At 62.1% G+C, this 26,630-nt stretch carries 21 protein-coding genes; 11 read left to right on the top strand and 10 right to left on the bottom strand.

Annotated features, from left to right (window positions below; all coding sequences use genetic code 11):
- Positions 1-73 precede the first annotated feature (73 nt).
- The gene (locus KIG99_RS19290) at positions 74-223 is read left to right on the top strand and encodes a lmo0937 family membrane protein (RefSeq protein ID WP_226461645.1); all 150 of its coding nucleotides are present in this window, start codon (positions 74-76) and stop codon (positions 221-223) included.
- On the opposite strand, the gene KIG99_RS19295 is transcribed toward KIG99_RS19290, so the two are convergent.
- The 7 genes from KIG99_RS19295 to KIG99_RS19325 form a co-directional block, all read right to left on the bottom strand.
- Positions 201-3,353, bottom strand: a complete 3,153-nt coding sequence (locus tag KIG99_RS19295) for an efflux RND transporter permease subunit (RefSeq protein WP_226461646.1) — start codon at positions 3,351-3,353, stop codon at positions 201-203. The two genes, KIG99_RS19290 and KIG99_RS19295, sit on opposite strands and share 23 nt — an antisense overlap.
- 784 nt (positions 3,354-4,137) lie before the next feature.
- Complete coding sequence (locus KIG99_RS19300; RefSeq protein ID WP_226461647.1) at positions 4,138-5,649, bottom strand: efflux RND transporter periplasmic adaptor subunit; 1,512 nt, start codon at positions 5,647-5,649, stop codon at positions 4,138-4,140.
- On the bottom strand, positions 5,646-6,893 hold the full coding sequence (locus KIG99_RS19305) for a TolC family protein (RefSeq protein ID WP_226461648.1): 1,248 nt from the start codon (positions 6,891-6,893) through the stop codon (positions 5,646-5,648). Before KIG99_RS19305 ends, KIG99_RS19300 begins: the two co-directional genes overlap by 4 nt.
- Positions 6,894-6,906: 13 nt before the next feature.
- Positions 6,907-7,452: a DUF2231 domain-containing protein gene (locus tag KIG99_RS19310; RefSeq protein ID WP_226461649.1), complete on the bottom strand. Its 546-nt coding sequence runs from the start codon at positions 7,450-7,452 to the stop codon at positions 6,907-6,909.
- A gap of 5 nt (positions 7,453-7,457) precedes the next feature.
- Complete coding sequence (locus KIG99_RS19315; protein WP_226461650.1) at positions 7,458-7,796, bottom strand: copper-binding protein; 339 nt, start codon at positions 7,794-7,796, stop codon at positions 7,458-7,460.
- Positions 7,797-7,923: 127 nt separating this feature from the next.
- A complete protein-coding gene (locus KIG99_RS19320; protein WP_226461651.1) occupies positions 7,924-9,099 on the bottom strand; it encodes an efflux RND transporter periplasmic adaptor subunit in 1,176 nt (391 codons plus the stop codon).
- A 7-nt stretch (positions 9,100-9,106) separates the two neighbouring features.
- Positions 9,107-10,672, bottom strand: coding sequence for an efflux transporter outer membrane subunit (locus KIG99_RS19325; RefSeq protein WP_226461652.1), 1,566 nt, complete (start codon positions 10,670-10,672; stop codon positions 9,107-9,109).
- 203 nt (positions 10,673-10,875) lie between these two features.
- Here KIG99_RS19325 and KIG99_RS19330 point away from each other — a divergent pair, with 203 nt between their 5' ends.
- From KIG99_RS19330 to KIG99_RS19375, 10 genes are all read left to right on the top strand, one after another.
- Positions 10,876-13,290 carry a type I restriction-modification system subunit M gene (locus KIG99_RS19330; protein WP_226461653.1) on the top strand — a complete coding sequence of 805 codons (2,415 nt, stop codon included), beginning with the start codon at positions 10,876-10,878 and terminating at the stop codon, positions 13,288-13,290.
- The gene (locus KIG99_RS19335; RefSeq protein WP_226461654.1) at positions 13,281-15,122 is read left to right on the top strand and encodes a restriction endonuclease subunit S; all 1,842 of its coding nucleotides are present in this window, start codon (positions 13,281-13,283) and stop codon (positions 15,120-15,122) included. Before KIG99_RS19330 ends, KIG99_RS19335 begins: the two co-directional genes overlap by 10 nt.
- 192 nt (positions 15,123-15,314) lie before the next feature.
- Positions 15,315-15,542, top strand: coding sequence for a hypothetical protein (locus KIG99_RS19340; RefSeq protein WP_226461655.1), 228 nt, complete (start codon positions 15,315-15,317; stop codon positions 15,540-15,542).
- 26 nt (positions 15,543-15,568) lie between these two features.
- Positions 15,569-16,294, top strand: a complete 726-nt coding sequence (locus KIG99_RS19345; protein WP_226461857.1) for a zeta toxin family protein — start codon at positions 15,569-15,571, stop codon at positions 16,292-16,294.
- Between the two features lie 145 nt (positions 16,295-16,439).
- Entirely contained in the window at positions 16,440-17,057 is a 618-nt protein-coding gene (locus tag KIG99_RS19350; protein ID WP_226461656.1) for a DUF6088 family protein, read from the top strand.
- Entirely contained in the window at positions 17,057-18,433 is a 1,377-nt protein-coding gene (locus tag KIG99_RS19355; RefSeq protein ID WP_226461657.1) for an ATP-binding protein, read from the top strand. The genes KIG99_RS19350 and KIG99_RS19355 overlap by 1 nt, the downstream gene beginning before the upstream one ends.
- Positions 18,430-21,558 (top strand): type I restriction endonuclease subunit R, encoded by a 3,129-nt coding sequence (locus KIG99_RS19360; protein ID WP_226461658.1) that lies wholly within the window; start codon positions 18,430-18,432, stop codon positions 21,556-21,558. The genes KIG99_RS19355 and KIG99_RS19360 overlap by 4 nt, the downstream gene beginning before the upstream one ends.
- Positions 21,558-22,274 (top strand): M48 family metallopeptidase, encoded by a 717-nt coding sequence (locus KIG99_RS19365; RefSeq protein ID WP_226461659.1) that lies wholly within the window; start codon positions 21,558-21,560, stop codon positions 22,272-22,274. The genes KIG99_RS19360 and KIG99_RS19365 overlap by 1 nt, the downstream gene beginning before the upstream one ends.
- Positions 22,275-22,315: 41 nt before the next feature.
- Positions 22,316-22,987, top strand: coding sequence for a heavy metal response regulator transcription factor (locus KIG99_RS19370; protein WP_226461660.1), 672 nt, complete (start codon positions 22,316-22,318; stop codon positions 22,985-22,987).
- A complete protein-coding gene (locus KIG99_RS19375) occupies positions 22,984-24,342 on the top strand; it encodes a heavy metal sensor histidine kinase (RefSeq protein ID WP_226461661.1) in 1,359 nt (452 codons plus the stop codon). Before KIG99_RS19370 ends, KIG99_RS19375 begins: the two co-directional genes overlap by 4 nt.
- A 55-nt stretch (positions 24,343-24,397) precedes the next feature.
- On the opposite strand, the gene KIG99_RS19380 is transcribed toward KIG99_RS19375, so the two are convergent.
- The 3 genes from KIG99_RS19380 to KIG99_RS19390 all read right to left on the bottom strand — a co-directional run bounded on the left by KIG99_RS19380 (position 24,398) and on the right by KIG99_RS19390 (position 26,626).
- Complete coding sequence (locus KIG99_RS19380; protein ID WP_226461662.1) at positions 24,398-24,841, bottom strand: PACE efflux transporter; 444 nt, start codon at positions 24,839-24,841, stop codon at positions 24,398-24,400.
- A 148-nt stretch (positions 24,842-24,989) separates the two neighbouring features.
- The gene (locus KIG99_RS19385; protein WP_226461663.1) at positions 24,990-25,349 is read right to left on the bottom strand and encodes a hypothetical protein; all 360 of its coding nucleotides are present in this window, start codon (positions 25,347-25,349) and stop codon (positions 24,990-24,992) included.
- Positions 25,346-26,626 carry an Hsp70 family protein gene (locus tag KIG99_RS19390; protein ID WP_226461664.1) on the bottom strand — a complete coding sequence of 427 codons (1,281 nt, stop codon included), beginning with the start codon at positions 26,624-26,626 and terminating at the stop codon, positions 25,346-25,348. The genes KIG99_RS19385 and KIG99_RS19390 overlap by 4 nt, the downstream gene beginning before the upstream one ends.
- Positions 26,627-26,630 lie beyond the last annotated feature (4 nt).

Below are 26,630 nucleotides of genomic sequence, written 5' to 3' on the forward strand. Positions count from 1 at the left end.
CTGTGGTGAACCCCGGTCATGGAAACGGCCCTGTTGCAGGGCCGCTCCGGATCGTCACCGCGAAGGAAACATCATGCTCTATACCATTGCCGTCGTTCTGCTCATTCTCTGGCTGCTCGGACTGGTCACGTCCTATACCGTCGGCGGTTTCATCCACATCCTGCTGGTGATCGCCATCGTCGTCATCCTGCTCCGCATCATCAACGGTCGACGTCCGCTTTGAGGCGTTTTTCAATTTGCCGCTGTATCAACAGCGCGTAGATGGCCGGGATCACGGCCAGGGTCAGCACGGTTGAAGACAGCATGCCGCCGACCATCGGCGCGGCGATGCGGCTCATCACTTCCGAGCCGGTGCCGGTGCCCCACAAAATCGGCAGCAGGCCGGCCATGATTGCGGTCACCGTCATCATCTTCGGGCGGACGCGTTCGACGGCGCCTTCCATGATCGCGCCGTAGAGATCGGCGGCCAGCGGTCGACGGCCTTCGGCGGCACATTTCTCTTGCACGGCCAGCCAGGCGTGGTCGAGATAGATCAGCATGATCACGCCGGTTTCGGCGGCGACGCCGGCCAGCGCGATGAAGCCGACGGCAGCGGCGACCGACAGGTTGTAGCCGAGCGCCCACATCAGCCAGATGCCGCCGACCAGCGCGAAGGGTACCGAAAGCATGACGATCAGCGTCTCGGTGATGCGCCGGAAGTTGAGGTAGAGCAGCAGGAAGATGATCAACAGCGTGACTGGCACGACGATCTTGAGCTTTTCCGCCGCCCGCTCCATGTATTCGAACTGGCCGCTCCAGGTGACGTAGGTGCCGGGCGTGAATTTGACCTGTTCGTTGACCGCTTTGCGGGCTTCGGCGACGTAGGAGCCGATGTCGCGCTCGCGGATGTCGACGTAGATATAGGCCGAGAGCAGGGCGTTTTCGGTGCGGATGGCCGGCGCGCCGGTGGTGATCTTGACCGCCGCCAACTGGCCGAGCGGCACCATGGTCGCCGGGGCGCCCATCTCGGCCGGCACCGGCACCAGCACCTCGCGGGCAATGGCCTGCGGGTCGCTGCGCAAATCGCGCGGGTAGCGCACGGTGACGCCGAAACGCTCGCGGCCTTCAACCGTGGTGGTGACCATTTCGCCGCCCAGCGCCGCGCTGACGACATCCATGACCTCGCCAACGGAGAGGCCGTAGCGGGCCAGCGCATTGCGATCCGGCACGATGTCGAGGTAGAAGCCGCCGGTGATGCGCTCGGCGAAGGCGCTGCTGGTGCCGGGCACGGCCTTGACCACCGTTTCGATTTCGCGCGCCAGGCGTTCCATTTCAACGAGATTGGTGCCGAAGACCTTGATGCCGATCGGTGTGCGGATACCGGTAGACAGCATGTCGATGCGCGCCTTGATCGGCATTGTCCAGGAGTTGGCGACGCCGGGGAATTGCAGTGCCTTGTCGAGTTCGGCGATCAGCTTGTCGGTGGTCATGCCGGCGCGCCATTCGGCTTCCGGCTTGAGATTGATCACCGTCTCGAACATTTCCATGGGCGCCGGATCGGTGGCGGTCTGGGCGCGGCCGGCCTTGCCGAAGACCGAGGCAACTTCCGGGAAGCTCTTGATGATCTTGTCCTGCGTCTGCAGCAGTTCGGCCGCCTTGGTCACCGACAGGCCGGGCAGGGTGGTCGGCATGTAGAACAGCGTGCCTTCGTTGAGCGTCGGCATGAATTCGCTGCCCAGCCGGCTGGCCGGGATCAGGCTGACCGCCAGCGCGAGCGCGGCCAGGGCGATGGTCGTCTTCTTCCACTGCATGACGCCGGCGATGATCGGCCGGTAAATGCGGATCAGGAAGCGGTTGACCGGGTTTTCCGCTTCCGGCCGGATATGGCCGCGGATGAAATAGAGCATCAACACCGGCACCAGCGTCACCGAGAGCAGCGCGGCGGCGGCCATCGAGAAGGTCTTGGTCCAGGCGAGCGGCGCGAACATGCGACCTTCCTGGGCTTCGAGGGTAAATACCGGCAGGAAGGAGACGGTGATGATCAAGAGGCTGAAGAACAGCGCCGGGCCGACTTCACGGCAACCCGCGATGATTGCCTCGGCGCGCGATTCGCCGGGTTTGAGGCGCTCAAGATGCTTGTGCGCGTTCTCGATCATCACGATGGCGGCGTCGATCATCGCGCCGATGGCAATCGCCACGCCGCCCAGGCTCATGATGTTGGCGTTGATGCCGAGCGCATGCATGCCGATGAAGGCGGTCAGGATGCCGACCGGCAACATCAGGATGGCAACCAGCGCCGAACGCAGGTGGAGCAGGAAGACGACGCAGACCAGCGCAACGATCAGGCTTTCCTCAAGCAGCGTGCGCTTGAGCGTAGTGATCGCGCGTTCGATCAACTCGGAGCGGTCGTAGACGGCCTGGATGCTGACGCCCTCGGGCAGGCCGGCGCTGATTTCGCCGACTTTGGTCTTGAGATTGGCAATCACGTCGAGCGCGTTCTGCCCAAAGCGCGCCATCGCGATGCCGGCCACCACTTCGCCTTCGCCGTTCAGTTCGGTAATGCCGCGCCGCTCGTCGGGCAGCAGTTCGACGCGGCCGATATCGGCAACGCGCACCGGCGTGCCGTTCTGCGCCTTCAAGACCAGCCCTTCGATGTCGCCTTTGCCGCGCAGGTAACCGCGGCCGCGCACCATGTATTCCGTCTCGGCCATCTCCAGCGTGCGCCCGCCGACATCGCGGTTGGAATTGCGGATCGTCTCGGCGACCTGCATCAGCGGGATGCCGTAGCTTCGTAGTTTCACCGGATCGACCGTGACCTGGTACTGCTGCACGAAACCACCAATGCTCGCCACCTCGGCGACGCCCGGCGCCTTGGCCAGTTGGTAGCGCAGGTACCAGTCCTGCAAGGTGCGCAGCTCGGCCAGGGTCTTGTTCTTGGCGAGTACGACGTATTCGTAAACCCAGCCGACCCCGGTCGCATCCGGCCCGAGCGTCGGCGTGACACCCTTGGGCAGCTTGCCGGACACCGAATTGACGTACTCCAGCACGCGTGAACGCGCCCAGTAGATGTCGGTGCCGTCCTCGAAAATGACATAGACGAAGGACGCGCCGAAGAAGGAAAAACCGCGCACGACCTTGGATTTCGGCACCGAAAGCAGGGCGGTGGACAGCGGGTAGGTGACCTGGTCTTCAACAACCTGCGGCGCCTGGCCGGGGAATTCGGTGTACAGGATGACCTGCACGTCGGAGAGATCAGGGATGGCGTCGAGAGGCGTTTTCGCGATTGACCAGAGGCCGGCGAGGATGGTGAACAGGGTGGCGAGCAGGACCAGGAAGCGGTTTTTGGCTGACCAGGTGATGAGGGTGTTCAGCATTGGCTGGCTTTCCGGCGTTGGTTGCCGTTGTTGGTTGCGGCTACGGGGAGTGTGGTTCTTGTTTGGCGGTTGGGTTCCGCGCTGGCGGCGCGGGCGTACTTTCTTTTGCTTCGCCAAAAGATAGTAGCCAAAGAAAAGGCGACCCCCGGGTCGGCGCCCGCTGCGCGGGTTCCTTGCGCTACTCGGCTGGCCGGGCGGCTTGCTAAACTCGCCTTCGGCTCAGACAGACGCAAGCCGAAACCCCCGGCCAGCCTGCGTTGCTCAGCGCCTCTCAGGGGGACCCGAAAGGCGTCGCCGCCGAACCGGTAGAGATGGTTTTGGGTTGTTTCCAGCGGTCGACCGTTAAAAACAAGGCATTTCTTTTTTTCTTCCTGGGCAGAGCCGTCGTTCCGAGACGCCTTTCCGGGTCCCCATGTGGAGCGCCGAGCAACGGAGCTGCTGGCGGAAAAAGCGCGAGGACTGTCTGAGGGGCGTAGCCCCGAGTTCCGCAGCGCCCGCCGGCAGCGAGTAGCGCAGGGAAGTCGGCAACGCCGACCGCGTAGCCTGGGGTCGCCTTTTCTTTGGCTACTTTCTTTTGGCGAAGCAAAAGAAAGTACGCCCGCCCGCAAGGCGGAAACATCACGCCAAGCAAGAGCAGCATCCTCCGTAGCCGAAACCAAGGCAAAGCCCGTCCGCAGGGTCGAATAATCACGCTCAACAGGAGCAACCGCTGCCGCAGGCGAGACGCCCCGCAGCGCGGAAGACCCCGGTAAAACTGTGTTCAAGAGAGAAAAACGGTGTGCCATCACTTCCCCTCCAGGGAAGTCACCACCCATTCCCCCGGCTTCCTCTCAACAAACTCAAACCTGACTCCCGCCCCCGGCTTGAGCCCGGCCACCAGCGCCGGGTTCGCCAGTACGAAATCCATCTTCATTGCCGGCCACTTCAAGCTCGCCACCGGCTCATGCGAAATCGTCACCGTCCCGGCTGCGGCATCAATCGCGTTCAGGACGCCAACCGCCTGGTGCCCGACTGTCGCCGGTTTGGCCGCAGTCGCTTCGGGCGCCGCTTGCATGCCGCCCAGCGCGGCTTTCAGGTTGCTTTCCGCATCAATCAGGAAATTGGCTGCGGCAACCACCATTTCGCCTTCCCTGATCCCGTCCAGGATCTGCACGAATTCGCCGCCGCGCAGGCCAAGGCGCACATTTCGTGGTTCGAAGCGGCCTTCGCCGAGTTGCACGATGACCACCTGCTTGCTGCCGCTGTCGATGACCGCCGAGTTCGGCACGGTGACGACTTGCGTTGCGCCGGCGACCGGAATCTCCACTTCGGCGAACATCGCCGGCTTCAGGCGGCCTTTCGGGTTGGCCAGTTCGATGCGGACAGGGACCGTGCGTGTTGCGGCATTGAGCGTCGGGTACACATACGCGATGCGGCCAGCGAAAACCTCGCCCGGGTAGGCGTTGATTTTGATTTTTGCCTTCTGGCCGAGGTTGACCGCTGCGATGTCCTGCTCGAAAACGTCGGCCTGAACCCAGACGGCCGAGGTGTCGGCGATCTGGAACAGCGTGTCGCCGGGCATGAAGCGCATGCCCTGGATGGCCTTTTTCTCGGTGACGATGCCGTTTACCGGCGAGCGGAAGGTCAGCGTGCGTTTTGCGCTCCCCGAACTGGCCAGCGCCTTGACCTGTTCTTCGGAAATATCCCAGTTCTTGAGGCGTTGCAGGCTGGAATCGGCGAGCTGGCGCATTGCCGCCTGCGCTTCGCTGCCGGCTTCGTTCAGCTTGCCGACGCCTTGCGCGGCGATCGCGTATTCGCGCTGCGCCGAGACCAGTTCCGGGCTGTACACCTCGAACAGCGGCTGGCCGCGGCCGACCGGCTGGCCGGTGGTGTTGACGTGCAGGCGCTCGATGTAGCCCTCGAACTTGGCGGTCACCGTGTAGCTGCGGCTTTCGTCGATCTCGACACGGCCGCTGGCGCGCACTGTGCGGTCGAGCATCTGCAATTTGGCGGCTTCGACCTTGACACCCATTTTCTGGATTTTCTCGGCGCTGATTTTCAGGCCGCTGTCGGTGGCGGTGGCGTCTTCGCCTGCATAGACGGGGATGTAGTCCATCCCCATCTGGTCCTTTTTCGGCACCGGCGAGGTATCGGGCAAGCCCATCGGGTTGCGGTAGTAGAGCAGCTTTTTGGCCGGTTTTTGCCCGTCGACCGCTGCGGCGTTTTGCGGGCCGCTGCCGGTCGTCAGGTAGTGGCCACCGATGCCGCCGGCGGCGACGGCAACGAGCAGGGCGATCAGGGTGGGGCCGTTTTTCACAGGTCTTCTCCAAGCAGGCGTTCGAGGTCGGCCAGGCGCATTTGCTGGCTGGCCTGGGTGCGCAGCAGCGCCAGGCGGGCATTGCGGATCTGGCGCTGGGCGTCGAGCAGGGTGGCGAAATCGACCTTGCCGTTCTCGTAGCCGGCCAGTGCCGATTTGAAAGTCAGTTCGGCCTGCGGCAGCAGGCGGTCGCGGGTGATCCGTTCCGTGCCGTGCGCCGCTTCAAGATTGGCCAGCGTGCCGGCCAGTTCGCCGTGCAGGCGGTGGCCGAGCGCTTCCTGGCGCGCCGTCGCCGCTTCCAGCATGCGTTCGCTTTCGCGTTCCTGGCTGCGTCGGGTTTCCTGCTGCAGCGGCAGGTTCATTTCCAGCATCAGGCTCCAGGCATCGACCTTGTTGCCGACCTGCATCGGCGCCACGCCCAGCGTGAAGTCGGGGTAGCGGTTGCGGTAGGCCAGTTCGCGGCTCTTGCCAGCGCCGTCCACGCGCGCCTTTTCGGCGCCCAGCTGCGGGTTGGCGGCGCGCAGGCGTTCGTTCAGGCGTTCCGCATCGAGCCCGGCCGGCACGGGACGCAGCGCGGCCGGCTCGGCCAGCGCGGCGCGGTTGTCGCGGGCGAGCATGGCATTGATGAAGCCGGCGAGCTGCCGGTATTCGCTTTCCATGCCGAGCAGTTCGCTGTCCATGTTGCTGCGCTCCAACTGGGCGCGGATCGCGTCCTGCTGCGCGGCGAGGCCGGCGGTGTAGCGGACCTGGGCGATCTGCTCGAGCTGACGGGTCAGTGCGATGTTCTCGCGCACCAGCTTGAGCGTCTGGCCGGTCAGCCAGTATTGCGCGTAGAGGGTCTTGATGCGGTTGGCGACTTCGGCCCAGGTGTCGGCCGAACGCGCCGCAGCCTGCTCGGCTTCGGCGCTGGCGACCTCGCGCTTGAGATCGCGCTTGCCCCAGAAAGGCAGCGGCTGCATCAAGGTGTACTTGGTGTCGCCGACACCGGAAGGCGACAGGGTCGCGCTCTGGCTGCCGTTCTTGGTGATGTTTTCCAGTTCGATACGTAGCACCGGGTCGGGCAGGGCGCCGGCCGGCTGGATGCGTTCGCGTGCCGCTTCCGCTTCGAGGCGCGCCATGCGCAGATCGGCACTGTTGGCGCGGGCTGCGGCAAGCAACGATTCAACGCTGGTGCCAGGCAAGGTTTCACCGGCCATGGCCGGCTGCACCGTCAGGAGGAGGGCGAGTATCAGGCAGCGTGTCATGACCATGCCTATCTCAATGATGATGGCGTTTGCCATCGGCGTGAATATGCTCGCCCGGCAACAATGGTGAGGCTGCCGGAGGAGTTACCAGCGGCTCGTTTGTTGCTGCCTGCGGCTCGGCTTCTGCTGCAAGGGCGGTCGCTGATACGCCAATACCGTGCCGATAAACCATCTCGCCGCCTAGCCAGGCAGTGATGCCGACGCTGACTGACAGTGCCAGCAGGGCGAGCGTCAGGCTGCGCTGGCCAAATTTCCCAAAGCCATCCAGGAGAGCCGCGAGGATCAGCCCGGCAGTGCTGGCCAACGCCCAGTTGCGATGGCTGAGCATGACGAGATGTCCCGCCGCATCGTGCTCGACATTTTGGAAGGCCAGTCCGCCGAAAATTGCGGCCACAACTGCACCGCCTGCGGCCAGCCTGAGTAACAGGCGGGCCGTCGGCAGCAGTTGCGGATTGGCGGGGCGCAGGTAGGTGACTAGCAGCAATAGCGTGGCAGTGATGGTCAGGGCGATCGGAAAATGCACGATCGCGGGATGCCAGTTGGGAAGGATTTCCGGCATGTTGGCTACTTGGCCATTTCGTAGCGGCTGACGATGGCGCTGCCACCTTTCATTTCCGCGGCAAAGCGGATCTTGTCGCCGGCCTTGAGCTTGTTCAGCCAGGTCTTGTCGGCAACGCCGAAGCTCATCGTCATCGGCGGCATGCCGATACTGTCGAGCTGGCCGTGCTGGATGACGATTTCGCCGGCGGCCTTGTCGATTTTCCTGACCAGGCCGTCGCTCAGCGGTGCCGCCTGACCGGCTGCCGGCATCGCATGGTGGTCGTGCTGGGCCTGGGCAGGCAGGCTGACAGCAAGGAACGGGGCAAAGAGCAGGGCGGAAAGCAGGGAGATAGTCGGGCGCACGGCGAATTCCTTATCAGCGTTGGTGATGCGGAATTTTCGTCGCTTGCGGGCAACAGGTGGCTGACGCGAGGATTACAAGTTTGTAATCCTCGCCTGCCGCTCCGGGCGCCGATCGGCGCCGGAAAAACTAGGGCTGGCCGTTGTCGGCCGTTTTGGTCGATAGTGTGACCAAGTCGCCGTCCTTCAGTCCCTTCAGATTGCGCGCCACGATCGGCGTCTGATCGTCCAGGCCACCGAGGATTTCCACCCAGTCGTCGCGCGTGCGCCCGGTCGTGACTTCGAGCATTTCGATCTTGCCATCGGCGTCGACCGCCAGGACCTGGCTGCTCTTGCCCTGGCGCAGCAGGGCCGCGGATGGAATGACCAGCGCCTTGCTCTTGCCGAGATTGAAGCTGCCCGTCACGCTGAGGCCGGACTTCATGTCGGTGCCCTGCGGCAGGTCGACATAGACGTAGCCGTTGCGCGTTGCGATGTCGATGGTCGGCGAAATGCGCCGCACGCGCCCCTTGATGTCGTTGCCGAGCGGGCTGTGGATGACGACTTCCTGGCCGGCGGCGAGCTTGAGCAGCATGTCGCCGCGCACTTCGGCGCGCCATTCGAGGCGGCCCTGGCGGATCAGCCGGAACAGTTCGCTGCCGCCCTGGACGATGCTGCCTTCGAGCGCCGAAGCCGATGAAATCAGGCCGTCGTCGGGGGCATTGACGGTGGCCAGCTCCATCTTGATCTGCTGCCGCTTGACCTGGGCGCGCGCCGCATTGAGGCGGGCTTCGGCGGTGTGCTTCTGCGTTTCGTAGAGGGTCAGTTCCTGCCGGCTGACGCCGCCCGACGGGGCCAGCCGGTTGGCCCGTTCCAGCGTCGCGCTGGCCTGGGCGAGCACGGCTTCGGCCTCGACGCGCTGCGCGTTGGCGACATCGAGATCGGTTTCGACACTGGCCGTGTCGAAGCGGGCCAGCACCTGGCCTTTCTTGACCAGGTCGCCCTCGTTGACCAACACGCTGGCCAGACGCAGGCCGCTGACTTCGGTGCCGATCCGGCTTTCATGCCAGGGCATGACATTGCCGCTCGCCTCCAGGCGTTCCGGCCAGTTCTCGGTTTTGGCCCGCAGTACGGCGACCTGGCGTAGCGGCGCGGCCGGTTCGGCTTTGGCGGCGGCTGCCAGCGGTTTGGTGACGACGGGAATCTGGGCGGCGCCGGGCGGCGGGGTGAAGGGCGTGGCGCCGATCACCAGCGTGATCGGCAAGGCGAGGGCAGCGAGCAGCGCGGCGGCCTTGATGCGATTGCGGGGCGTATTTGCGGGGAACATGGGCAACTCAATTCACGGGTGTGGTCCGGGCGCCGGCCGTTTCGATCGGCCGGGGCAGGGTGGGAGCGTACTGGGCGGCGCCGCCGGTGGCGCGGTTGAGCGCGACCCAGGCCTGCAGGCGTTCCTGCTGCACGCTGAGCAGGGTTTGCTGGGCGCTCAGCATGGCGCGGCGGGCGTCTTCGAGTTCGAGCAGATTGCTGGCGCCTTCGCGGTAGCGGATCTCGACCGAGTCGAAAAAGCTCTGGTACTGGTTGGCTGAGGTGCGGGCGTTTTCGGCGCGCTCGTGAGCGGCGGCGTAGCGGGTCAGGCCGTCTTCGACCTCCTGGATGGCGGCGCGCGTCTTTGCCTTGTAGTCGGCGAGCGCCTCGTCGTATTTCGATTTGGCCTGTTCGACCGCCGCCTGGCGCCGGCCGCCATCGAAAATCGGCAGGCTGAACGACGGCCCGAACGACCAGTTGCCGAGCGATACGCCGCTGCCGGCCGAATAGCCGAGGGCGCCGTTCAGCGTCAGGCGCGGGTAGCGGTCGGCTTCGGCGACGCCGATGTTGGCCGATTCGGCGGCCAAACGACGCTCGGCGGCGCGGATGTCGGGGCGCTGGGTGAGCGCCTGGCCGGGAATGGCGATGTCGAAATGGCGCGGCACCGGCAGGCGGTCGAGACCGGTCGGCTTGTCGGCGAGCGCCGTCATCAGCTCGGGCCGGGGAATGCCGGTCAGGCGGGTGAGCAGGTTTTCCTGGCGTTCGCAAAAGGCATGCGTCGCGGCGAGCTGGGTCTTCGCCTCGGCGACCGAGGCGCGGCTGCGGATGGCCAGGTAGGGCGCGGTAAAGCCTTCGCGGACGCTGGCTGCGGTGAGCTTTTCGGTGGCCAGGCGCGAGGCGACGTCTTCGGCGCTGAGTGCTTCATACGATTGGCAGGCGCGGTAGCTCAGGTAGGCGTCGGTGACGTCGGCGGCGAGGCTGACCCGGACGTCGGCCAATGTGGCCAGCTGCGATTCGGTGCGGGCTTTGGCCGCTTCCTTGCCGCGCTGGACGGCGCCGAACAGGTCGATTTCCCAGGCGGCGCCGAGCGACAGCCAGCTCTGGTTGAAAATGCCGCCGGTGTTGTCGCTCTGGCTGGTGTCGTTGCCGGCGCCACCCTGCGCCGTGGGCAGGGCCGAGGCATTGCTCTGGGCGTAGAGGGCGCGCGACTGGCTGACCCGCGCCAGCGCGGCTTCCAGGGTCGGGCTGGTGGTGAAGGCGGCGCCGACCAGACGGTCGAGCACCGGGTCGGCCAATTCACCCCACCAGTTGCCGGCTACGGCCTGCTTGTCGTCCGGCGCGACGTTTTCGCCGGTGGCATTGGTTTTCGAGGTCCATTGCTCGGGCACTTCGGTGCTGCTCAGGGTCGGCGCCACGTAATTCGGGCCGAGCAGGGTGCAGCCGGAGAGCAGGGCGAGGACACCGGCGCCCAGGCCGCTCCGGAGGCGACGGGCGCAGAACGGCGTCCGGACGGCCGACGCCGGAATTTGAGCGAAAAGCGGGAAGAGGTCGATGGCCATGGCTTGCTGTTCTGTGACGGCCCATGAAGTGTTCATTACGCGCTTAACGCGCCAGAGCGGGAAGCGCCGACCATGGTGCCGGATTTTTGTTGCCGCAAGGTTGCCGCCTGACGCGGCAGATTTCAACAGGAGTTTTGCAACAGCGTGTATCGGTGACAGTGGCGATACCGGCTGGGCGAATGCAGACGTAGCAAGTATCCTTACGCCCTCGCTGCCCGCCGTTAAAACTAAAACACTCCATGGCCATCAAGAAATCCGAGCTTTATTCATCTCTCTGGGCCTCCTGCGACGCCCTGCGTGGCGGCATGGACGCCAGCCAGTACAAGGACTACGTGCTGGTCATGCTGTTCATCAAGTACGTCAGCGACAAGTACGCCAATCAGGCTTTCGCGCCCATCCAGGTGCCGGCCGGCGCCAGCTTTACCGACATGGTGGCGCTCAAGGGCAATCCCGAGATCGGCGACCTGATCAACAAGTGCATCATCGCGCCGCTGGAAAAGGCAAACCAGCTGACCATCAAGGCCGATTTCAATGATCCGGCCTTGCTTGGCTCCGGCAAGGAAAAAGTCGAGCGCCTCGGCGAACTGATCGCCATCTTCGAGAACCCGGCGCTGGATTTCTCGAAGAATCGGGCCGACGGTGACGACATCCTCGGCGACGCCTACGAATACCTGATGCAGCATTTCGCCGTGGACAGCGGCAAGAGCAAGGGCCAGTTCTACACCCCGGCCGAAGTCAGTCGCATTGTTGCCAAGGTAACGGGCATCGGTAGCGCTGCCACCAGCAACGCCACGACCGTGTATGACCCGACATGCGGCTCGGGCTCCCTGCTGCTAAAAGTCAGCGAGGAAGCCAGCGCCGACGTCACGCTTTTCGGCCAGGAAAAGGACGCGGCAACCAGCGGCCTAGCGCGCATGAACATGATCCTGCACAGCAATCCCGGTGCGTTGATCCTGCAAGGTAATACGCTGACCGATCCGAAATTCCGTGACGGCGAGGCGCTCAAGACTTTCGACTATGTCGTCGCCAATCCGCCCTTTTCCGATAAACGCTGGAGTACCGGGCTGGACCCGTTGCACGACCCATTCGACCGTTTCCAGACCTTCGGCGCACCGCCCGCCAAGCAGGGCGATTACGCCTACCTGCTGCACATCGTCCGCTCGCTCAAACCCACCGGCACCGGCGCCTGCATCCTGCCGCACGGCGTGCTGTTTCGCGGCAATGCCGAGGCCGAGATCCGTCGCAAGCTGATCCAGCGCGGCTACATCAAGGGCATCATCGGCCTGCCGGCCAACCTCTTTTTCGGCACCGGCATTCCGGCCTGCATCATCGTCATCGACAAGGCCGGCGCTGCCGCACGCAAAGGCATCTTCATGCTCGACGCCAGCCGTGGCTACATGAAGGACGGTCCGAAGAACCGCCTGCGTGAGCAGGATATCCACAAGATCGTCGACGTCTTCAGCCGCCTCGATGACAGTGAGCCGAGCTACGCCCGCATGGTCGGCCGCGACGAAATCGCGAAGAACGACTACAACCTCAACCTGCCGCGCTACATCGACGCCAGCCAGCGCGAAGACAAGCAGGACATCGAAGGCCACCTCAAAGGCGGCATCCCTCTCGCCGATGTCGATGCCTTGGCCCTCTACTGGGCCGTCTGCCCGCAACTCAGGGCGAGCCTGTTCCAAGACAAGCGCCCCGGCTACCTTGATCTGGCCGTCGACAAAAGCGCCATCAAGACCAGCATCCACGACCACCCCGAATTCACCGCCTTCATCGCCGGCATGAACCGCCACTTCGCCGTCTGGCGCGACGAATGGACGCAAAAGCTGAAAGCCCTGGCCCCCGGCTTCCATCCCAAGCAACTCATCGTCGACATCGGCGAAAGCCTGCTCGCTCACTACGCCGACCGCCCGCTGATCGACGCCTACGACGTCTACCAGCATCTGCGCGACTACTGGGCGAGCACGATGCAGGACGACGCCTACCTGATCGCCACCGACGGCTGGCAGGCCAAAACCTACCGCATCATCGAAAAGGACAAGAAGGGCAAGGAAAAGGACAAGGGCTGGGCCTGCGACCTGCTGCCCAAGCCCCTGGTCGTCGCCCGCTACTTCGCCGCCGAACAGGCCGCCATTGAGCAACTGGGCGCTGATCTCGAAGCCGTTGCCGCGCAACTGGCTGAACTCGAAGAAGAACACGGCGGTGAGGATGACGTCTTTACCGGCTTCGACAAGATCAATGCCGCCGGGGTCAAGGACCGCATCAGGGAAATTGGCAAAGTCAGCGCCAAGGACAAGGAAGCCGCAGCCGAACTCGCCGTCCTCCAGCACTGGCTGTCCCTGGCCGCCGAAGAAACGGCGCTGAAAAAGCAACTCCGCGAAGCGGAAACCGTACTCGACCTGAAAGCCTACGCCCACTACCCGACGCTGAGCCAGACCGAGATCAAGACCCTGGTCGTCGAAGACAAATGGTTGGCCGCCCTCGACGCCGCCATCCACGGCGAAATGGACCGTGTCAGCCAGACCCTGACCGGCCGCGTCCGCGAACTGGCCGAACGCTACGAAAACCCGTTGCCGCAGATGGTCGACCGGGGGGCGGAATTGGAAGCTCGCGTCAGCCGCCACCTCGAAAGGATGGGCTTCGCATGGAAGTGAGGGAGCCGAACGCCCGCTATCTCGTGAAGCCGGGGTTCAAACAGACTGAGGTTGGGGTGATTCCGGAGGATTGGGATTGCGTCCAATTGACGCATGTTGCAAAACTGGAGAGCGGACACACCCCTAGTCGTAGGCATCCTGAATACTGGGGGGGCGACATTCCATGGGTTTCGTTGCACGACACTGATTCTCTAGGTGGCCGTGAAATCTATACAACCTCTCAGACAGTTACGAACGAAGGTATCAAGCACTCTTCGGCTCGCTTGTTACCGAAAGGAACGGTTGTGTTTTCCCGGACAGCAACAGTGGGGAAGGTAACGACGCTTGGTCGAGATATGGCGACAAGCCAGGATTTTGCAAATTACATCTGTGGTCCGCGAGTTTTCAATTATTTCCTGGTTTACCTCTTTCGCTGGATGGCGCCCGAATGGGAAAAACTGATGGCTGGAAGTACGCATAACAGCATCTATATGCCGGCTTTCCAGTCACTGAAAATAGTCCTGCCTCCTCGTCCCGAACAACAAGCCATCGCCGAAGCCCTGAGCGATGCGGATGCGCTGATCGAATCACTGGAACATCTGCTCGCCAAAAAGTGCCAGATCAAGCAAGGCGCGATGCAGGAACTCCTCACCGGCCAAAAGCGCCTGCCGGGGTTTGGGGATAATTGGGCGGTTACGCGACTGGGAGACATTGCAGAGATCGTTATGGGACAGTCTCCACGCTCAGCTAATTACAACGCAAAAGGGGATGGCTTGCCTTTGATTCAAGGCAATGCAGACATCTCGAATCGCAAAACTATAAAGCGAGTATTTACAACAGAGGTCACTAAGCAAGGAAGGCGTGACGACATCCTTATGTCTGTTCGCGCTCCGGTCGGAGAAATTTCTATTGCCATATTCGACGTGTGTCTCGGACGAGGGGTCTGTGCAATCCGTTACCCAAACGACTTCCTTTTCCATGCACTAATTGCCAAGGAACCTCTTTGGGCAATGCTTTCCAAAGGTTCTACGTTTGATTCAGTGAACTCAATAGATGTGAAGGCGTTTCAAATTGAGATGCCTGAAAACGAACAAGAACAAACCGCCATCGCCTCCGTCCTCTCCGACCTGGACGCCGAACTCGCCGCGCTCGAAACCAGACTCACCAAGGCCCGCCAGCTCAAGCAGGGCATGATGCAGGAATTGCTGACCGGGCGGATACGCCTGGTTCAGCCCAAGGCCGAGGTCATTCCCTTTCCGGTAAAGGAAGAGGCCAAACCGGAAAAAGGCAAGTCGCACAACTGGCAGATCAACGAAGCGGTGGTTATTTCGGTGCTGGCCAAGCATTTCGGTTCGGCGCAATGGCCGTTGGGGCGCAAACGCTATACGAAGCTTTCCTACCTGTTGCATCGTCATGTCGAGCGGCAGGCCGAAGGCTATTTGAAGAAAAGGGCCGGCCCCTACAACCCGGCAACCAAGTACGGCGGGCCGGAAGGCATTGCGCTGAAGAAAGGCTACGTCCAGCAGCACACCCGCGAACAGTTTTCCGGGTTTGTTGCCGGCGAGCATATCGGCGAAGCAGAGACTTATTTCCTGAAATGGTATGGCGAGGATGTTCTGGACTGGCTGGAGCAGTTCCGCCGGAAGACGAATGACGATCTCGAATTGCTGGCCACGGTCGATATGGCAATGGAAGATTTGCGCCGTGCTGGCTGCTTAGTCAGGCTGGATTCGGTAAAGGAAGTCATCCGTTCGAATCCGGAATGGCAGGCCAAGCTGGATCGGCCGATTTTTTCCGACGACAACATCGAACACGCCATTATTCGGTGCAATACCTTATTTGGAGAACACTGAAATTTTTGGCGCACGTTAAGCAAAATGCTGCGGTCGACCGTAATTTTTCGTTTTTTTGGCGTGGGAGAGGGGCATCAAAGATGTCGATCAAGGGGCGTTCGCTTGGTTCGGGAGACAAAACCTACGCCAAACGGGTATCTTTGCAACTGTTGCAGTCAGGAAAAGGAATAGGTCATGGGCAGGAAAGGCGTTTTGAATGAAAAGACCATGCAGGCCATGGAGGCCCACATCCCGGAACTGGCGGGTAATGCCGTCAAACAAGCCTACTACCAGGCGCTGACGACGAGCGGCAAGGTGCTGGAGGCGGTCAACGGCAAGCTGGTGGAAACCACGGCCGAGGGCGGGCAGCGGCTGATTCGCAACCTGCCGGCGCCGGTGGCGGTAACGCCGGGCAGCAAGCGGGTGCGGACGCGCAAGTGATGAACACTTCGGTTCCTCGTTTGCGGGTGTTTGCCGGGCCGAACGGTTCGGGCAAAAGCACCATCAAGGAAGTGCTGCCTGCCGAGTGGCTGGGGGTGTATATCAATGCCGACGAGATCGAGAAAACCATCCGCGCACAGGGCCATCTCGGCTTGAGTGCTTTCGAGGTGAGCGGCTCGGATGCCGAACTGCATGCGTTTCTGAGCAAGTCTACCTTGTTGTGCAAGGCGGGTTTGTTGGCGGAAACTGAGCAACTGCAACTGATTGGCGACGAAATTCGCTTTGGTGGCGTGGCCGTCAATTCCTATTTCGCTTCCGTGCTGGCCGACTTCATCCGGCACAAGTTGTTGGCCGCCAGGATTTCCTTCACGTTCGAGACGGTGATGTCGTCACCGGATAAGGTGGAATTCCTACGCAAGGCACAGCAGGCCGGTTTTCGGACCTACCTCTATTTCGTGGCAACCGCCGACCCGGAAATCAATGTTGATCGCGTGCGGCATCGGGTCGAAACGGGCGGGCATCCGGTGCCGGAAGACAAGATCATCAGTCGTTATGCCAATTCGCTCGACCTTCTGTCCGATGCTGTGAGCTTTGCTGATCGCGCCTACATTTTTGATAACTCGGGTCACGAACGCGTCTGGATCGCAGAGGTGACGGGTGGCGAGGAAATTGAGGTCAAGACCGACCTGATGCCGGTCTGGTTCAAAACGGCCTTGTGGGACAAGTTCGGTGAAAGTGAGCCGTCCGCCTGAATCCGGGGTCGAGCTGCGACCGGGTGGGTTTGTTGGCGAGATCAGCTGCATCACCTCGGACAGTCGGCAAAACAATCCTCTGGTCATCGGCTATGTTTTCAGGGAAGTGCTAGCATTTTCCTGAAAAAACTTTATTCTTTCGTTCATGCAAGCCGTTGAACAAAAAATACTTTCCAGAATTTATGGGCGCGGTAGGGGTTGGGCGTTTACCAAGACGGATTTTATCGCCGATTTTGGCGAGGCCAATATCCACCAGGCGCTGTCTACGCTGGCCCGCGGCGGGCGGATTCGCCGGGTCTGTCACGGCGTTTACGACTACCCGCGCTACAGCGATTTGCTCGCCCAGAATCTGAGCCCGGACATCGACCAGGTGGCCGGGGCGCTGGCGCGCAAGTTCAATTGGCGCATCCAGCCCTCGGGCGAGGCGGCGCTCAATCTGCTCGGTCTGTCTACGCAGGTGCCGGGCCGCTGGGTCTATCTTTCCGACGGGCCGAGCCGCGAGTATCCTGTTGGCGAAGAAGGTCGACAGGTGCTGGCTTTCCGCAAGGCGCCGCTCAAGGATGTCGGCTTCAAGTACCGCGAAAGCGGCCTGCTGGTGCAGGCACTGAAGGCGCTTGGCAAGGAGCGGGTGGATGCGGCGGTGATCGATGCCCTGCGCCGCTGGCTGGAGCCAAAACTGCGCCATGCCGTCCTCAACGACACACGGGCCATCAGCGGCTGGATTTTACAGATCATCAAGCAGGTTTGCGAGGCGGCGGGCTGATGCCGACCAGTAAAGAGAGCCAGCAGGTCGAGTGGAAGGAATCCTGGCGGGACGAGTACCTGAAATGGCTCTGCGGTTTCGCCAACGCCGAGGGCGGCGTGCTGGTGATCGGGCGTAATGACCGTGGCGAGCCGGTTGGCGTCAGGGATGCAAAAAAGCTGCTGGAGGATATTCCGAACAAGGTACGCGATGTGCTGGGCATTATGGTCGATGTGAATCTGCTGGTGGAAGCCGGCAAGGAGTTGCTGGAAATCCGCGTCGCTCCTTACCCGAGCCCGATCAGTTACAAGGGCGAATATCACTATCGCAGCGGCAGTACCAAGCAGGAGTTGAAGGGGGCGGCGCTGAGCCGCTTCCTGCTCAAGAAGCAGGGGCTACATTGGGATGGTGTGCCGGTGCCCGGCCTGTCGCTGGCCGATTGCCAGCCTGCGGCGCTGCAATGGTTCCGCGACAAGGCGGTGCGCAGTGGCCGGGTGGATGAAGCGGTGCTTGCCGATGGTGACGCGGCCTTGTTGAGCAGCCTGCAACTGGAGGATGGCGCTTTCCTGAAGCGGGCTACGGCCTTGCTGTTCGGCAAACAGCCTGAGCGTTTTGTGCCAGGGGCCTGGATCAAGATCGGGTTTTTTATCACCGACGATGACTTGCGTTACCAGGATGAAATCCATGGCGACCTGTTTTCCCAGGTGGAAAAGACGCTGGATCTGCTGCACACCAAATACCTGAAGGCCTATATCAGCTATGAAGGCATCCAGCGCCTGGAAACCTTCCTGTTTCCCCGCCAAGCCTTGCGCGAGGCGTTGCTCAACGCGGTGATCCACAAGGATTACTGTAGCGGCATCCCGATCCAGATCAGCGTCTATGAACATCAGATCGTCATCTGGAATTCCGGCTATATGCCGGAGGGCTGGACCATGGAACGCCTGCTTGGCAAGCATCCTTCACGGCCGGCCAACCCCTTGCTCGCCAATGCCTTCTTTCGGGCGGGCTATATCGAATCCTGGGGGCGGGGCATCGAGAAAATTGCCCGTGAATGTCAGGGGCACGGCATTGAGCCTCCTGGCTATGACTTTGAGATGTCGGGGCTGATGCTGACTTTCAAGGCGAATCCGGAGCATTTGGCGGCTGCTGGCTTGCCGTCGGCTACTACCTCAATTGAAGAAACGCCGGTAAAAACGCCGGTAAAAACGCCGGTAAAAACGCCGGAACAAGTACTCGCCATCTTGGTGGCAAATCCCGAACTGACATTGGCGGACCTTGCATCGTCCATCGGCAAGTCTACCCGCGCAGTGGAGCGTGCTGCCGCCAAGCTGGTCAAGGAGGGACGTCTACGCTTTGTCGGTCCGCGCAAGGGCGGCCACTGGGAGGTATTGAAGTGAGCAGCATCAGCCAACCCGAACGCGCTACGCAGAATCGCGTCATCGCGCTCTTTCGCGACGAACTGCACTATCGCTATCTGGGCGACTGGAGCGACCGCGCGGCCAACAGCAATATCGACGGGCCACTACTGACGGCCTACCTGGGCGGCGCTGGTTATTCGCCGGCGCAGATCGGCCGGGCGCTCGATATCCTGCATCGGGAGGCGGACAACCACAGCCGTTCGTTGTACGGCAACAATGAGGCGGTGTACAGCCTGTTGCGCTACGGCGTGCCGGTGAAGATCGAGGCCGGGAAGGTGACCGAAACGGTGCACCTGGTTAACTGGCACGAACCCGGGAAAAACGATTTCGCGCTGGCCGAGGAGGTGACCTTGAAGGGCGGCCACGAGCGGCGGCCGGACGTTGTGCTTTACCTGAACGGTATCGCCATCGGCGTGCTGGAATTGAAGAATAGCCGCTCGGATATCGGCCTGGGCATCCGTCAGAATCTGTCGAACCAGTTGCCGGAATTCAACGCCTGGTTTTTCAGTACGGTGCAGTTGGTGCTGGCCGGCAATGATTCGGAAGGCCTGCGCTACGGCACGATCAAGACCGAGGAAAAGTACTTTCTGAAATGGAAGGAAGACGAGGCGGATGCCAGCCGTCATCTGCTCGATAAATACCTGCTGAAAATGTGCGAAAAAGGCCGTCTGGTCGAACTCTTGCGCGATTTTGTGCTGTTCGAGAACGGCATCAAAAAGCTGCCGCGCGTGCATCAGTATTTCGGCATCAAGGCGGCCCAGGAGCATGTCCGGCAAAAGCGCGGCGGCATCATCTGGCACACCCAGGGGGCAGGCAAGAGCATCCTGATGGTGCTGCTGGCGCGCTGGATACTGGCCAACAATCCGCATGCCCGGGTGGCCATCGTCACCGACCGTGATGAACTGGACAAGCAGATCATGCGCGTGTTTACCGAGGCGGGCGAGAGCATCTACCGGACCAGCAGCGGCCGCGATTTGATGCACCAGCTCGGCCAGGCCAGCCCGCGTCTGTTGTGCTCGCTGGTACATAAATTCGGCCTAGGGGCGCGTGGTAAGAAGGAACATGAGTTCGAGGCTTTCATCGCGGAACTGCAGGCGCAGCCGAGCCCGACGCTGGGTGAGGTATTCGTCTTCGTCGATGAATGCCACCGCACGCAGAGCGGTCGGCTCAACCGGGTCATGAAAGCGATGATGCCGAATGCCGTTTTCATCGGTTTCACCGGCACGCCGTTGAAGAAGGACGACAAGGCGACCAGCGAGGAAGTATTCGGCGGCTACATCCACACCTACAAGTTCGGCGAGGCGGTGGGAGACGGCGTGGTGCTCGACCTGATCTACGAGGCACGCGATATCGACCAGCAACTGGGCTCGACCGAGCAGATCGACCAGTGGTTCGAAATCAAGACCAAGGGCCTCAACGCCTGGCAAAAGGACGAGCTGAAAAGCCATTGGGGGACGATGCAGAATGTGCTCAGTTCGCGCTCGCGCATGGATCGCGTGGTCAATGACATCATCTACGACTTTGCCGTGAAGCCGCGCCTGTCGAACGAGCGCGGCAACGCGCTGCTGGTCGCTTCGAGCATTTACGAGGCCTGCAAGTATTTCACGCTGTTCTCGGCCGGGCATACCGGCTTCAAGGAGCGCTGCGCGGTGGTGACTTCGTACGACCCGCAGGCCAGCAACGTGACGCTGGAAGAAATCGGCGCCCAGACCGAAACTGACAAGCAGTTCATCTACAACACCTACAACACGCTGTTGAAGGGTGTTGTGGCCGGCCCCGGCATGAACAAAACCGAAACCTACGAGGAGAAGGTCAAGGCGCTGTTCGTCAAGGAACCGGCCAACATGAAGCTGCTGATCGTTGTGGACAAGCTGCTCACCGGCTTTGATGCGCCGCCCTGTACCTATCTCTACATCGACAAGAAAATGCAGGATCATGGCCTGTTCCAGGCGATCTGCCGGACCAACCGGCTTGATGGCGAGGACAAGGATTTCGGCCATATCGTCGACTACAAAGGGCTATTTCCCAAGGTCGAAAAGGCGATTGCCGTTTACATCGCAGAACTCGATCGCAGCGCACCGGGCGGCGATCCGGAAATCCTGCTGAAAGACCGCCTGAGTCTCTGGCGCGAGCGCCTGGAAGCGGCTTTCGAGACTCTGGAACTGCTCTGCGAACCGGTCGAGCCGCCGAAAGCCGATCTCGACCATAGCCGCTATTTTTGCGGCAATACCGAGATCGCCACCGATCTGGCCGCCCACGAGCCGCAGCGCGTCGCGCTTTATCGGGGCGTCGTCGCGCTGATCCGCGCCTACGCCAATATTGCCGACGAACTGGAACCGGCCGGCTACAGCGTGGCCGAAATCGAAGGCATCAAGCGCCGCCAGAAACATTACCTCGACCTGCGCGAGTATATCCGCCGAGTGGCTGGCGAGACGCTGGACCTCAAGCCTTTCGAGGCCGACATGCGGCACCTGATCGACACTTACATCGAGGCGTCGGCACCACGCAAGATTTCGCCCTTCGATGATATCGGCCTGCTTGACCTGATCGTCAAGACTGGCATTGCCGATGCCATTGCCGGGCAGTTGGGCGAATTGAAGGGAAACCACGAGGCGATTGCCGAGTGCATCGAAAACAATGTGCGCAGCAAGATCATCAAGGAGCATCTGACCGATCCGGCTTTTTTCGCCCGGATGTCGGCGCTGCTCGATGAGATCATCAAACTGCGCAAGGAAAAGGCCATCGAGTACGAGGAGTATCTGCAGCGCATTGCCGAAGTGGCGAAGCAGGTGCAGACGGGCAGGGGAGCGGAAACGTCTGCGGTGTTGAATACGGCGGGCCGACTGGCGCTCTACAACAACCTCAAGGATCACGTTGCCGGCAACCAGGCCGCACAAGCATCTGCCGGTTATGGCGAAACGGATGCCGCGCTTGCCCTGGCGCTGCGTATCGACGAAATCATCAAGCAAAAACGTCAGGCTGACTGGCGCGGCGTGACCGCCCGCGAACAGATGCTCAAACAGGAGTTGTTCAAGGTGCTGGGCAATATCGATGAGGTGAATCGCCTGTTCCCGATCATTTTTGCCCAGAGGGGCGAGTACTGATGGTCGAGCAGATCGATCTGGGCAACCTGCAGATCGAGGTGTTGCGGAAGAAGATTAAGAATCTTCACCTGAGTGTCCTGCCGCCCCTCGGCCGCGTGCGTATCGCGGCGCCCGGCCACATGAACCTGGATACCATCCGCGTCTTCGTTATCTCCCGACTCTCCTGGATCAAGGCGCAGCAGCGCAAGATGCAGGTGCAGCAACGCGAAGCGCCACGCGAATATGTGGACCGCGAAAGCCACTACGTCTGGGGCCGGCGTTATCTGCTCAAGCGTGTCGAGCTTGAAGCGGCCTCGGCCATCGAGTTGAAACATAGCAAGCTGGTGTTGCAGGTGCGCCCCGGGACGAACGAGTTACGCAGTCGCGAGATTCTCGATGCCTGGTACCGCGAGCAAATCCGCGCTGCCGTGCCGGAACTGATCGCCAAGTGGGAGCCCGTGCTGGGCGTCAAGGTCGGCCGCGTTTTTGTGCAGCGCATGAAAACCCGCTGGGGAAGCTGCAACCCGGCAACGGGCGCGATTCGTCTCAATACCGACCTCGCCAAGAAGCCGGCGGAATGCCTTGAATACATCGTCGTGCATGAAATGACGCATCTGCTGGAGCCGAGCCATAACGCACGCTTTGTGTCGCTGATGGCGCTGTTCATGCCGCAATGGCAGCATCTGCGTGATGAACTGAATGCCCTGCCGGTCCGGCACGAGGATTGGGGTTACTGATTCACTGACAAATAGCTTGCCGCCTCGGGCAAAATGCGCGCATGAAGATTCTCATTGTCGAAGACGAAGCGAAGACCGGCGACTACCTGAAGCAGGGGCTGGCCGAGGCCGGGTTTACCGCCGATCTCGTGCGCAACGGGCTGGACGGCATGCATGAAGGGCTGTCCGGCGAGTTCGATCTGCTCATTCTCGATGTCAATCTGCCCGGCCTCGACGGCTGGCAGGTGCTCAAGGCGCTGCGCGCCGCCGGGCGCGATTTTCCGGTGCTTTTCCTGACCGCGCGCGATCAGGTCGAGGATCGCGTCAAGGGACTGGAGTTGGGCGCCGACGATTACCTGGTCAAGCCCTTTGCCTTTTCCGAGCTGCTCGCCCGTGTCCGCACCTTGCTGCGCCGGGGCCGGGCGCGCGAAGTGACCAGCCTCGGCCTCGCCGACCTCGAACTTGACGTGCTGAAACGCCGCGCCAGTCGCGCCGGCCAGCGCATCGACCTGACCGCCAAGGAGTTCGCGCTGCTCGAACTCTTCCTGCGCCGGCAGGGCGAGGTGCTGTCACGCAGTTTCATCGCCTCGCAGGTTTGGGACATGAATTTCGATTCCGACACCAATGTCATCGACGTCGCGGTGCGCCGCCTGCGCGCCAAGCTCGACGACGACTTTTCGCCGAAGCTGATCCACACCCTGCGCGGCATGGGTTACGTGATGGAATGCCGATGAACTGGAAGCATTCGATCACGGTTCGCCTGTCGGCAGCCTTTGCGCTGCTCACCATGCTGGTTTTTGCGGTGCTTGGCATCTATCTCGATCGCTCGGCCGACAATCACATGACCGAGCTTGATGCGCACGAACTGATGGGCAAACTGGCGCTGGTCCGCCACGTCGGCAGTCAGGAAAACTCGCCGGCCGGCCTGGCGGCTCGCCTGTCCGATGCGCTGGTTGGCGAGCATGGCGTGATCGTGACGGTCGACCATGAAAACACCCCGGTTTTCAGCTGGCCGGAACAGGCGCCGCCCGAACTGGCGCAAGCGGCTGCTGCGGTCGGCGAAATACCGGTTCGCCTGCAAATCAACGGCCGCGATTTTCGTGTCGTCGCCGGGCCGCTGCTGACCGGCTGGGGAGATAACGTACGGGTGGTCGTGGCACGCGACATTGCACATCACACTGATTTTCTCACCCAGTTGCAGCGCGATTTCGGGCTGGCGTTGCTTGCCGCCTGCCTGCTTACCGCATTTCTCGGCGTGCTGATCGTGCGCCGCGGCCTGCGTCCGGTGCGTGCCATCGCGCAGGCGGCCGGGCGGATTTCCGCCGGAAAACTGGCTGAACGCATCGTCGACCGTGAGGTGCCACCCGAACTGGCCGAAATGGTGCTGGCCTTCAATGCCATGCTCGAACGACTGGAGGAATCTTTCTCCCGTCTCTCGGACTTTTCGGCCGATCTTGCCCACGAGTTGCGTACGCCTATCCACAATCTGCGCATGCAGACCGAGGTGACGCTGAACCGCTCGCGCGATGTCGATGAATACCGCGACCTGCTGGCCTCCAATCTGGAAGAGTACGAGCGCCTGGCCAAAATCATTGCCGACATGCTTTTTCTCGCCAAGGCCGAGCACGGCCTGCTCGTGCCGCACTGCGAAAACGTCGCCGTGCAGCCGCTCTGCGCCCGCCTGCTCGAGTATTACGGCCTGCTCGCCGAAAACATCGACATCCGTCTGAGCGGCGATGCGATCAGCGTGGCTGGCGACCGGCTGATGCTGGAGCGTGTCATCGGCAACCTGCTGGTCAATGCCATTCACCACACGCCGGAAAACGGCTCGGTCATGGTCGTGCTCAGCCTGACTGACGGCATGGCAAAAATCGCCATCCGCAATTCCGGGCCGGTGATTCCGGCGGAAGTGATGACGCAGATTTTCGACCGTTTCGTGCGCCTTGATCCGGCTTCCGAAGGTAGCGGCCTCGGGCTGGCGATCAGTCGTTCGATTGCGCGGGCGCATCAGGGCGAGATCACGGTCGGCGTTGTCGACGGGATGACCGAGTTTGCGCTGCATTTGCCGGGTAATGCGGCTCCGGCCTGAGTACTGAAAAACACCCGTTCCCAGCGGTCGACCGCTGGAAAATCCCGGTTTTCAATCAGTCAGGTTGAGCTACCGGGAAGATCTTGTCGTAGCCGAGATTGAACACGTAGGCATAGACCACGTAAGCCGCCGCCAGGCCGATGTCGGCGATCAGCGCCTGCTGCCAGTCCATGCCGGTCCACATCATGACCATGGGCAGGCTGATCAGCAGCAGGCCGCCTTCGAAACCCAGTGCATGCACGATGCGCCAGGCCGTCGGGCGCTGGTCGGCGCTGCGTCCGGAAAGACGGGCATCCACCCAGTCGAAGCCGATGTTGTAGAGGGTATTCCAGACCCCGGCGATGATCGCCATGGCGACCATCAGGCCCAGCGAGTCGTGCAGCGGCACACCGGAAATCCAGATGAAGGGCGGCGTGATCAGCAGCAGTCCGCCCACTTCGAACAGGAAGACCTGGCGCAGGCGGTCGAACGTCGTACGCAATTTCGGTGGGGATGACATGGGCGGCAACAACAATCGGGCGGGTGAGGGGCGCTGATTCTACCAAGCGCCCGGCGGGTATCGGCGATTTGTCTGGCGCTGTGCTGGCCGGGCAGTCCGGCGCAAAAATGGGCAATCCAGACGGTCGACCGCTAAAAACCGGGCATTTTCAGCGCGCCCGTGTATGCCGCTTCAACCAGAAAATGACTTCATCGACATCATCCATGTCGGCACAGGCTGCCGTGCAGGCCGCGGCATCCTCGGTCTCGGGCAGGGCGCGCTCGGCGGTCTGCAGGAAGACGGCGAGTTCATCCGGGTCGTGCAACTGGCGGACGGCAATCCGGAAGACCGGCCGGCAGCAGTAAAAAATGTCGTAATACAGGTCGATCAGCCCGGCGCAAGGCACGACCGGCAGCAACTCGGCCAGCGTCCGGATGAACTCTTCCTCCGGCCGGTAGGCGAGCAGATTGTCGAGTTCGGCGCGGACGGCGGGGCTTTGCGCCGCCAGCCAGGCTTCGGCTGCCATCATGCGGCGCTCCCGTTGCCATAACGCCGTGCCGCATCGACCGCCAGCCCGGCACCGATGCTGCCGAACAGGTCGCCTTCGACGACACGGGCCTGCGGCAGCAGCGCGGCGATGCGCCGGCGCAATTGCGGAATGCCGCTCGAACCGCCGGTGAAGAACACCGTGTCGATGCCGCTGGACGTCAGACCGGCTTCCGGCAGCAGGCGGGTGACGGCGCTTTCCACCTTGTCGACGAGAATGCCGGTGGTCAGGTCGAACTCGCTGCGCGTCAGCAACTGTTGTTCGCCTGGCGCAAAACGCTCGAGCGAAAGCAGGGCGGTGTCGCCGTCGGAGAGGGCGATCTTGGCCTGCTCGACCTGGTGCGCCAGCCAGTGCCCGGCGCGCTCGCGGATCAGCGCCAGCAGGCGCTGGATGCCTTCCGGCTCCATCGCATCAAGCAGCAGACGCTGCTGTTCGGCCCAGACCGGGCGGGCATAGGCAAAGTTGATGCTGTGCCAGGTTGCGAGATTGAAATAGATGCTGGCCGGAATCGCCCGGCCGTTCTTCAGCTTGCCGCGGTGGCCGAGCAGCGGCATGACCGAGGCCAGGCTCAGTTGCCGGTCGAAATCAGTGCCGCCGATATGCACGCCGCCATTGGCCAGCACGTCGCTGCCGCGCTCGCTGGCTTTGGCGCGCTGCGGCGACAGGCGGACGATGGAAAAGTCGGAGGTGCCGCCGCCGATGTCGGCAACCAGCACCACTTCCTCGCGGCTCAGCGTGGTTTCGTAGTGGAAGGCAGCGGCAATCGGTTCGAACTGGAAACTGATGTCCTTGAAGCCGACGGCGCGGGCGATTTCGCCCAGGGTTTCTTCGGCAACCCGGTCGGCCGCCGCATCGTCATCGACGAAGAACACCGGCCGGCCCAGCACGACCTGGTCAAACGCGCGCTGACCCTGCGTCTCGGCGCGCTCCTTGAGTGAACCGATGAAACGCGTCAGCAGATCGCGGAAGGCGATCACCGTGCCCTGCACGTCGGTGCGCCCGTCGATCAGGCTGCTGCCGAGCAGGCTCTTCAGCGAACGCATCAGCCGGCCTTCGTGCCCGTCGAGATACTCGCCCAGCCCGGCGCGGCCAAAACTGACCGTGTTTTCCTCGGCGTTGAAGAACACCACCGAAGGCAGTGTCGCCTTGCCATCCTCCAGCGCCAGCAAGGTCGGCGACCCCGGCCGCAACCAGCCCACGGTGGAGTTGGATGTGCCGAAATCGATACCGCAGGCGCGGGCAGGGGAGGTGAGAGGCATGGGG

Origin of the sequence: Quatrionicoccus australiensis (genome assembly GCF_020510425.1) — a bacterium.
GTDB classification, from domain to species: Bacteria; Pseudomonadota; Gammaproteobacteria; order Burkholderiales; family Rhodocyclaceae; genus Azonexus; species Azonexus australiensis_A.

Coding starts and splice junctions, on each gene's coding strand:
- KIG99_RS19290 (WP_226461645.1), top strand. CDS start 74: ATGCTCTATACCATTGCCGTCGTTCTGCTCATTCTCTGGCTGCTCGGA.
- KIG99_RS19325 (WP_226461652.1), bottom strand. CDS start 10,672: ATGAACACTTCATGGGCCGTCACAGAACAGCAAGCCATGGCCATCGAC.
- KIG99_RS19370 (WP_226461660.1), top strand. CDS start 22,316: ATGAAGATTCTCATTGTCGAAGACGAAGCGAAGACCGGCGACTACCTG.
- KIG99_RS19380 (WP_226461662.1), bottom strand. CDS start 24,841: ATGTCATCCCCACCGAAATTGCGTACGACGTTCGACCGCCTGCGCCAG.
- KIG99_RS19365 (WP_226461659.1), top strand. CDS start 21,558: ATGGTCGAGCAGATCGATCTGGGCAACCTGCAGATCGAGGTGTTGCGG.
- KIG99_RS19335 (WP_226461654.1), top strand. CDS start 13,281: ATGGAAGTGAGGGAGCCGAACGCCCGCTATCTCGTGAAGCCGGGGTTC.
- KIG99_RS19305 (WP_226461648.1), bottom strand. CDS start 6,893: ATGACACGCTGCCTGATACTCGCCCTCCTCCTGACGGTGCAGCCGGCC.
- KIG99_RS19320 (WP_226461651.1), bottom strand. CDS start 9,099: ATGTTCCCCGCAAATACGCCCCGCAATCGCATCAAGGCCGCCGCGCTG.
- KIG99_RS19355 (WP_226461657.1), top strand. CDS start 17,057: ATGCCGACCAGTAAAGAGAGCCAGCAGGTCGAGTGGAAGGAATCCTGG.
- KIG99_RS19390 (WP_226461664.1), bottom strand. CDS start 26,626: ATGCCTCTCACCTCCCCTGCCCGCGCCTGCGGTATCGATTTCGGCACA.
- KIG99_RS19385 (WP_226461663.1), bottom strand. CDS start 25,349: ATGATGGCAGCCGAAGCCTGGCTGGCGGCGCAAAGCCCCGCCGTCCGC.
- KIG99_RS19350 (WP_226461656.1), top strand. CDS start 16,440: ATGCAAGCCGTTGAACAAAAAATACTTTCCAGAATTTATGGGCGCGGT.
- KIG99_RS19295 (WP_226461646.1), bottom strand. CDS start 3,353: ATGCTGAACACCCTCATCACCTGGTCAGCCAAAAACCGCTTCCTGGTC.
- KIG99_RS19375 (WP_226461661.1), top strand. CDS start 22,984: ATGAACTGGAAGCATTCGATCACGGTTCGCCTGTCGGCAGCCTTTGCG.
- KIG99_RS19310 (WP_226461649.1), bottom strand. CDS start 7,452: ATGCCGGAAATCCTTCCCAACTGGCATCCCGCGATCGTGCATTTTCCG.
- KIG99_RS19330 (WP_226461653.1), top strand. CDS start 10,876: ATGGCCATCAAGAAATCCGAGCTTTATTCATCTCTCTGGGCCTCCTGC.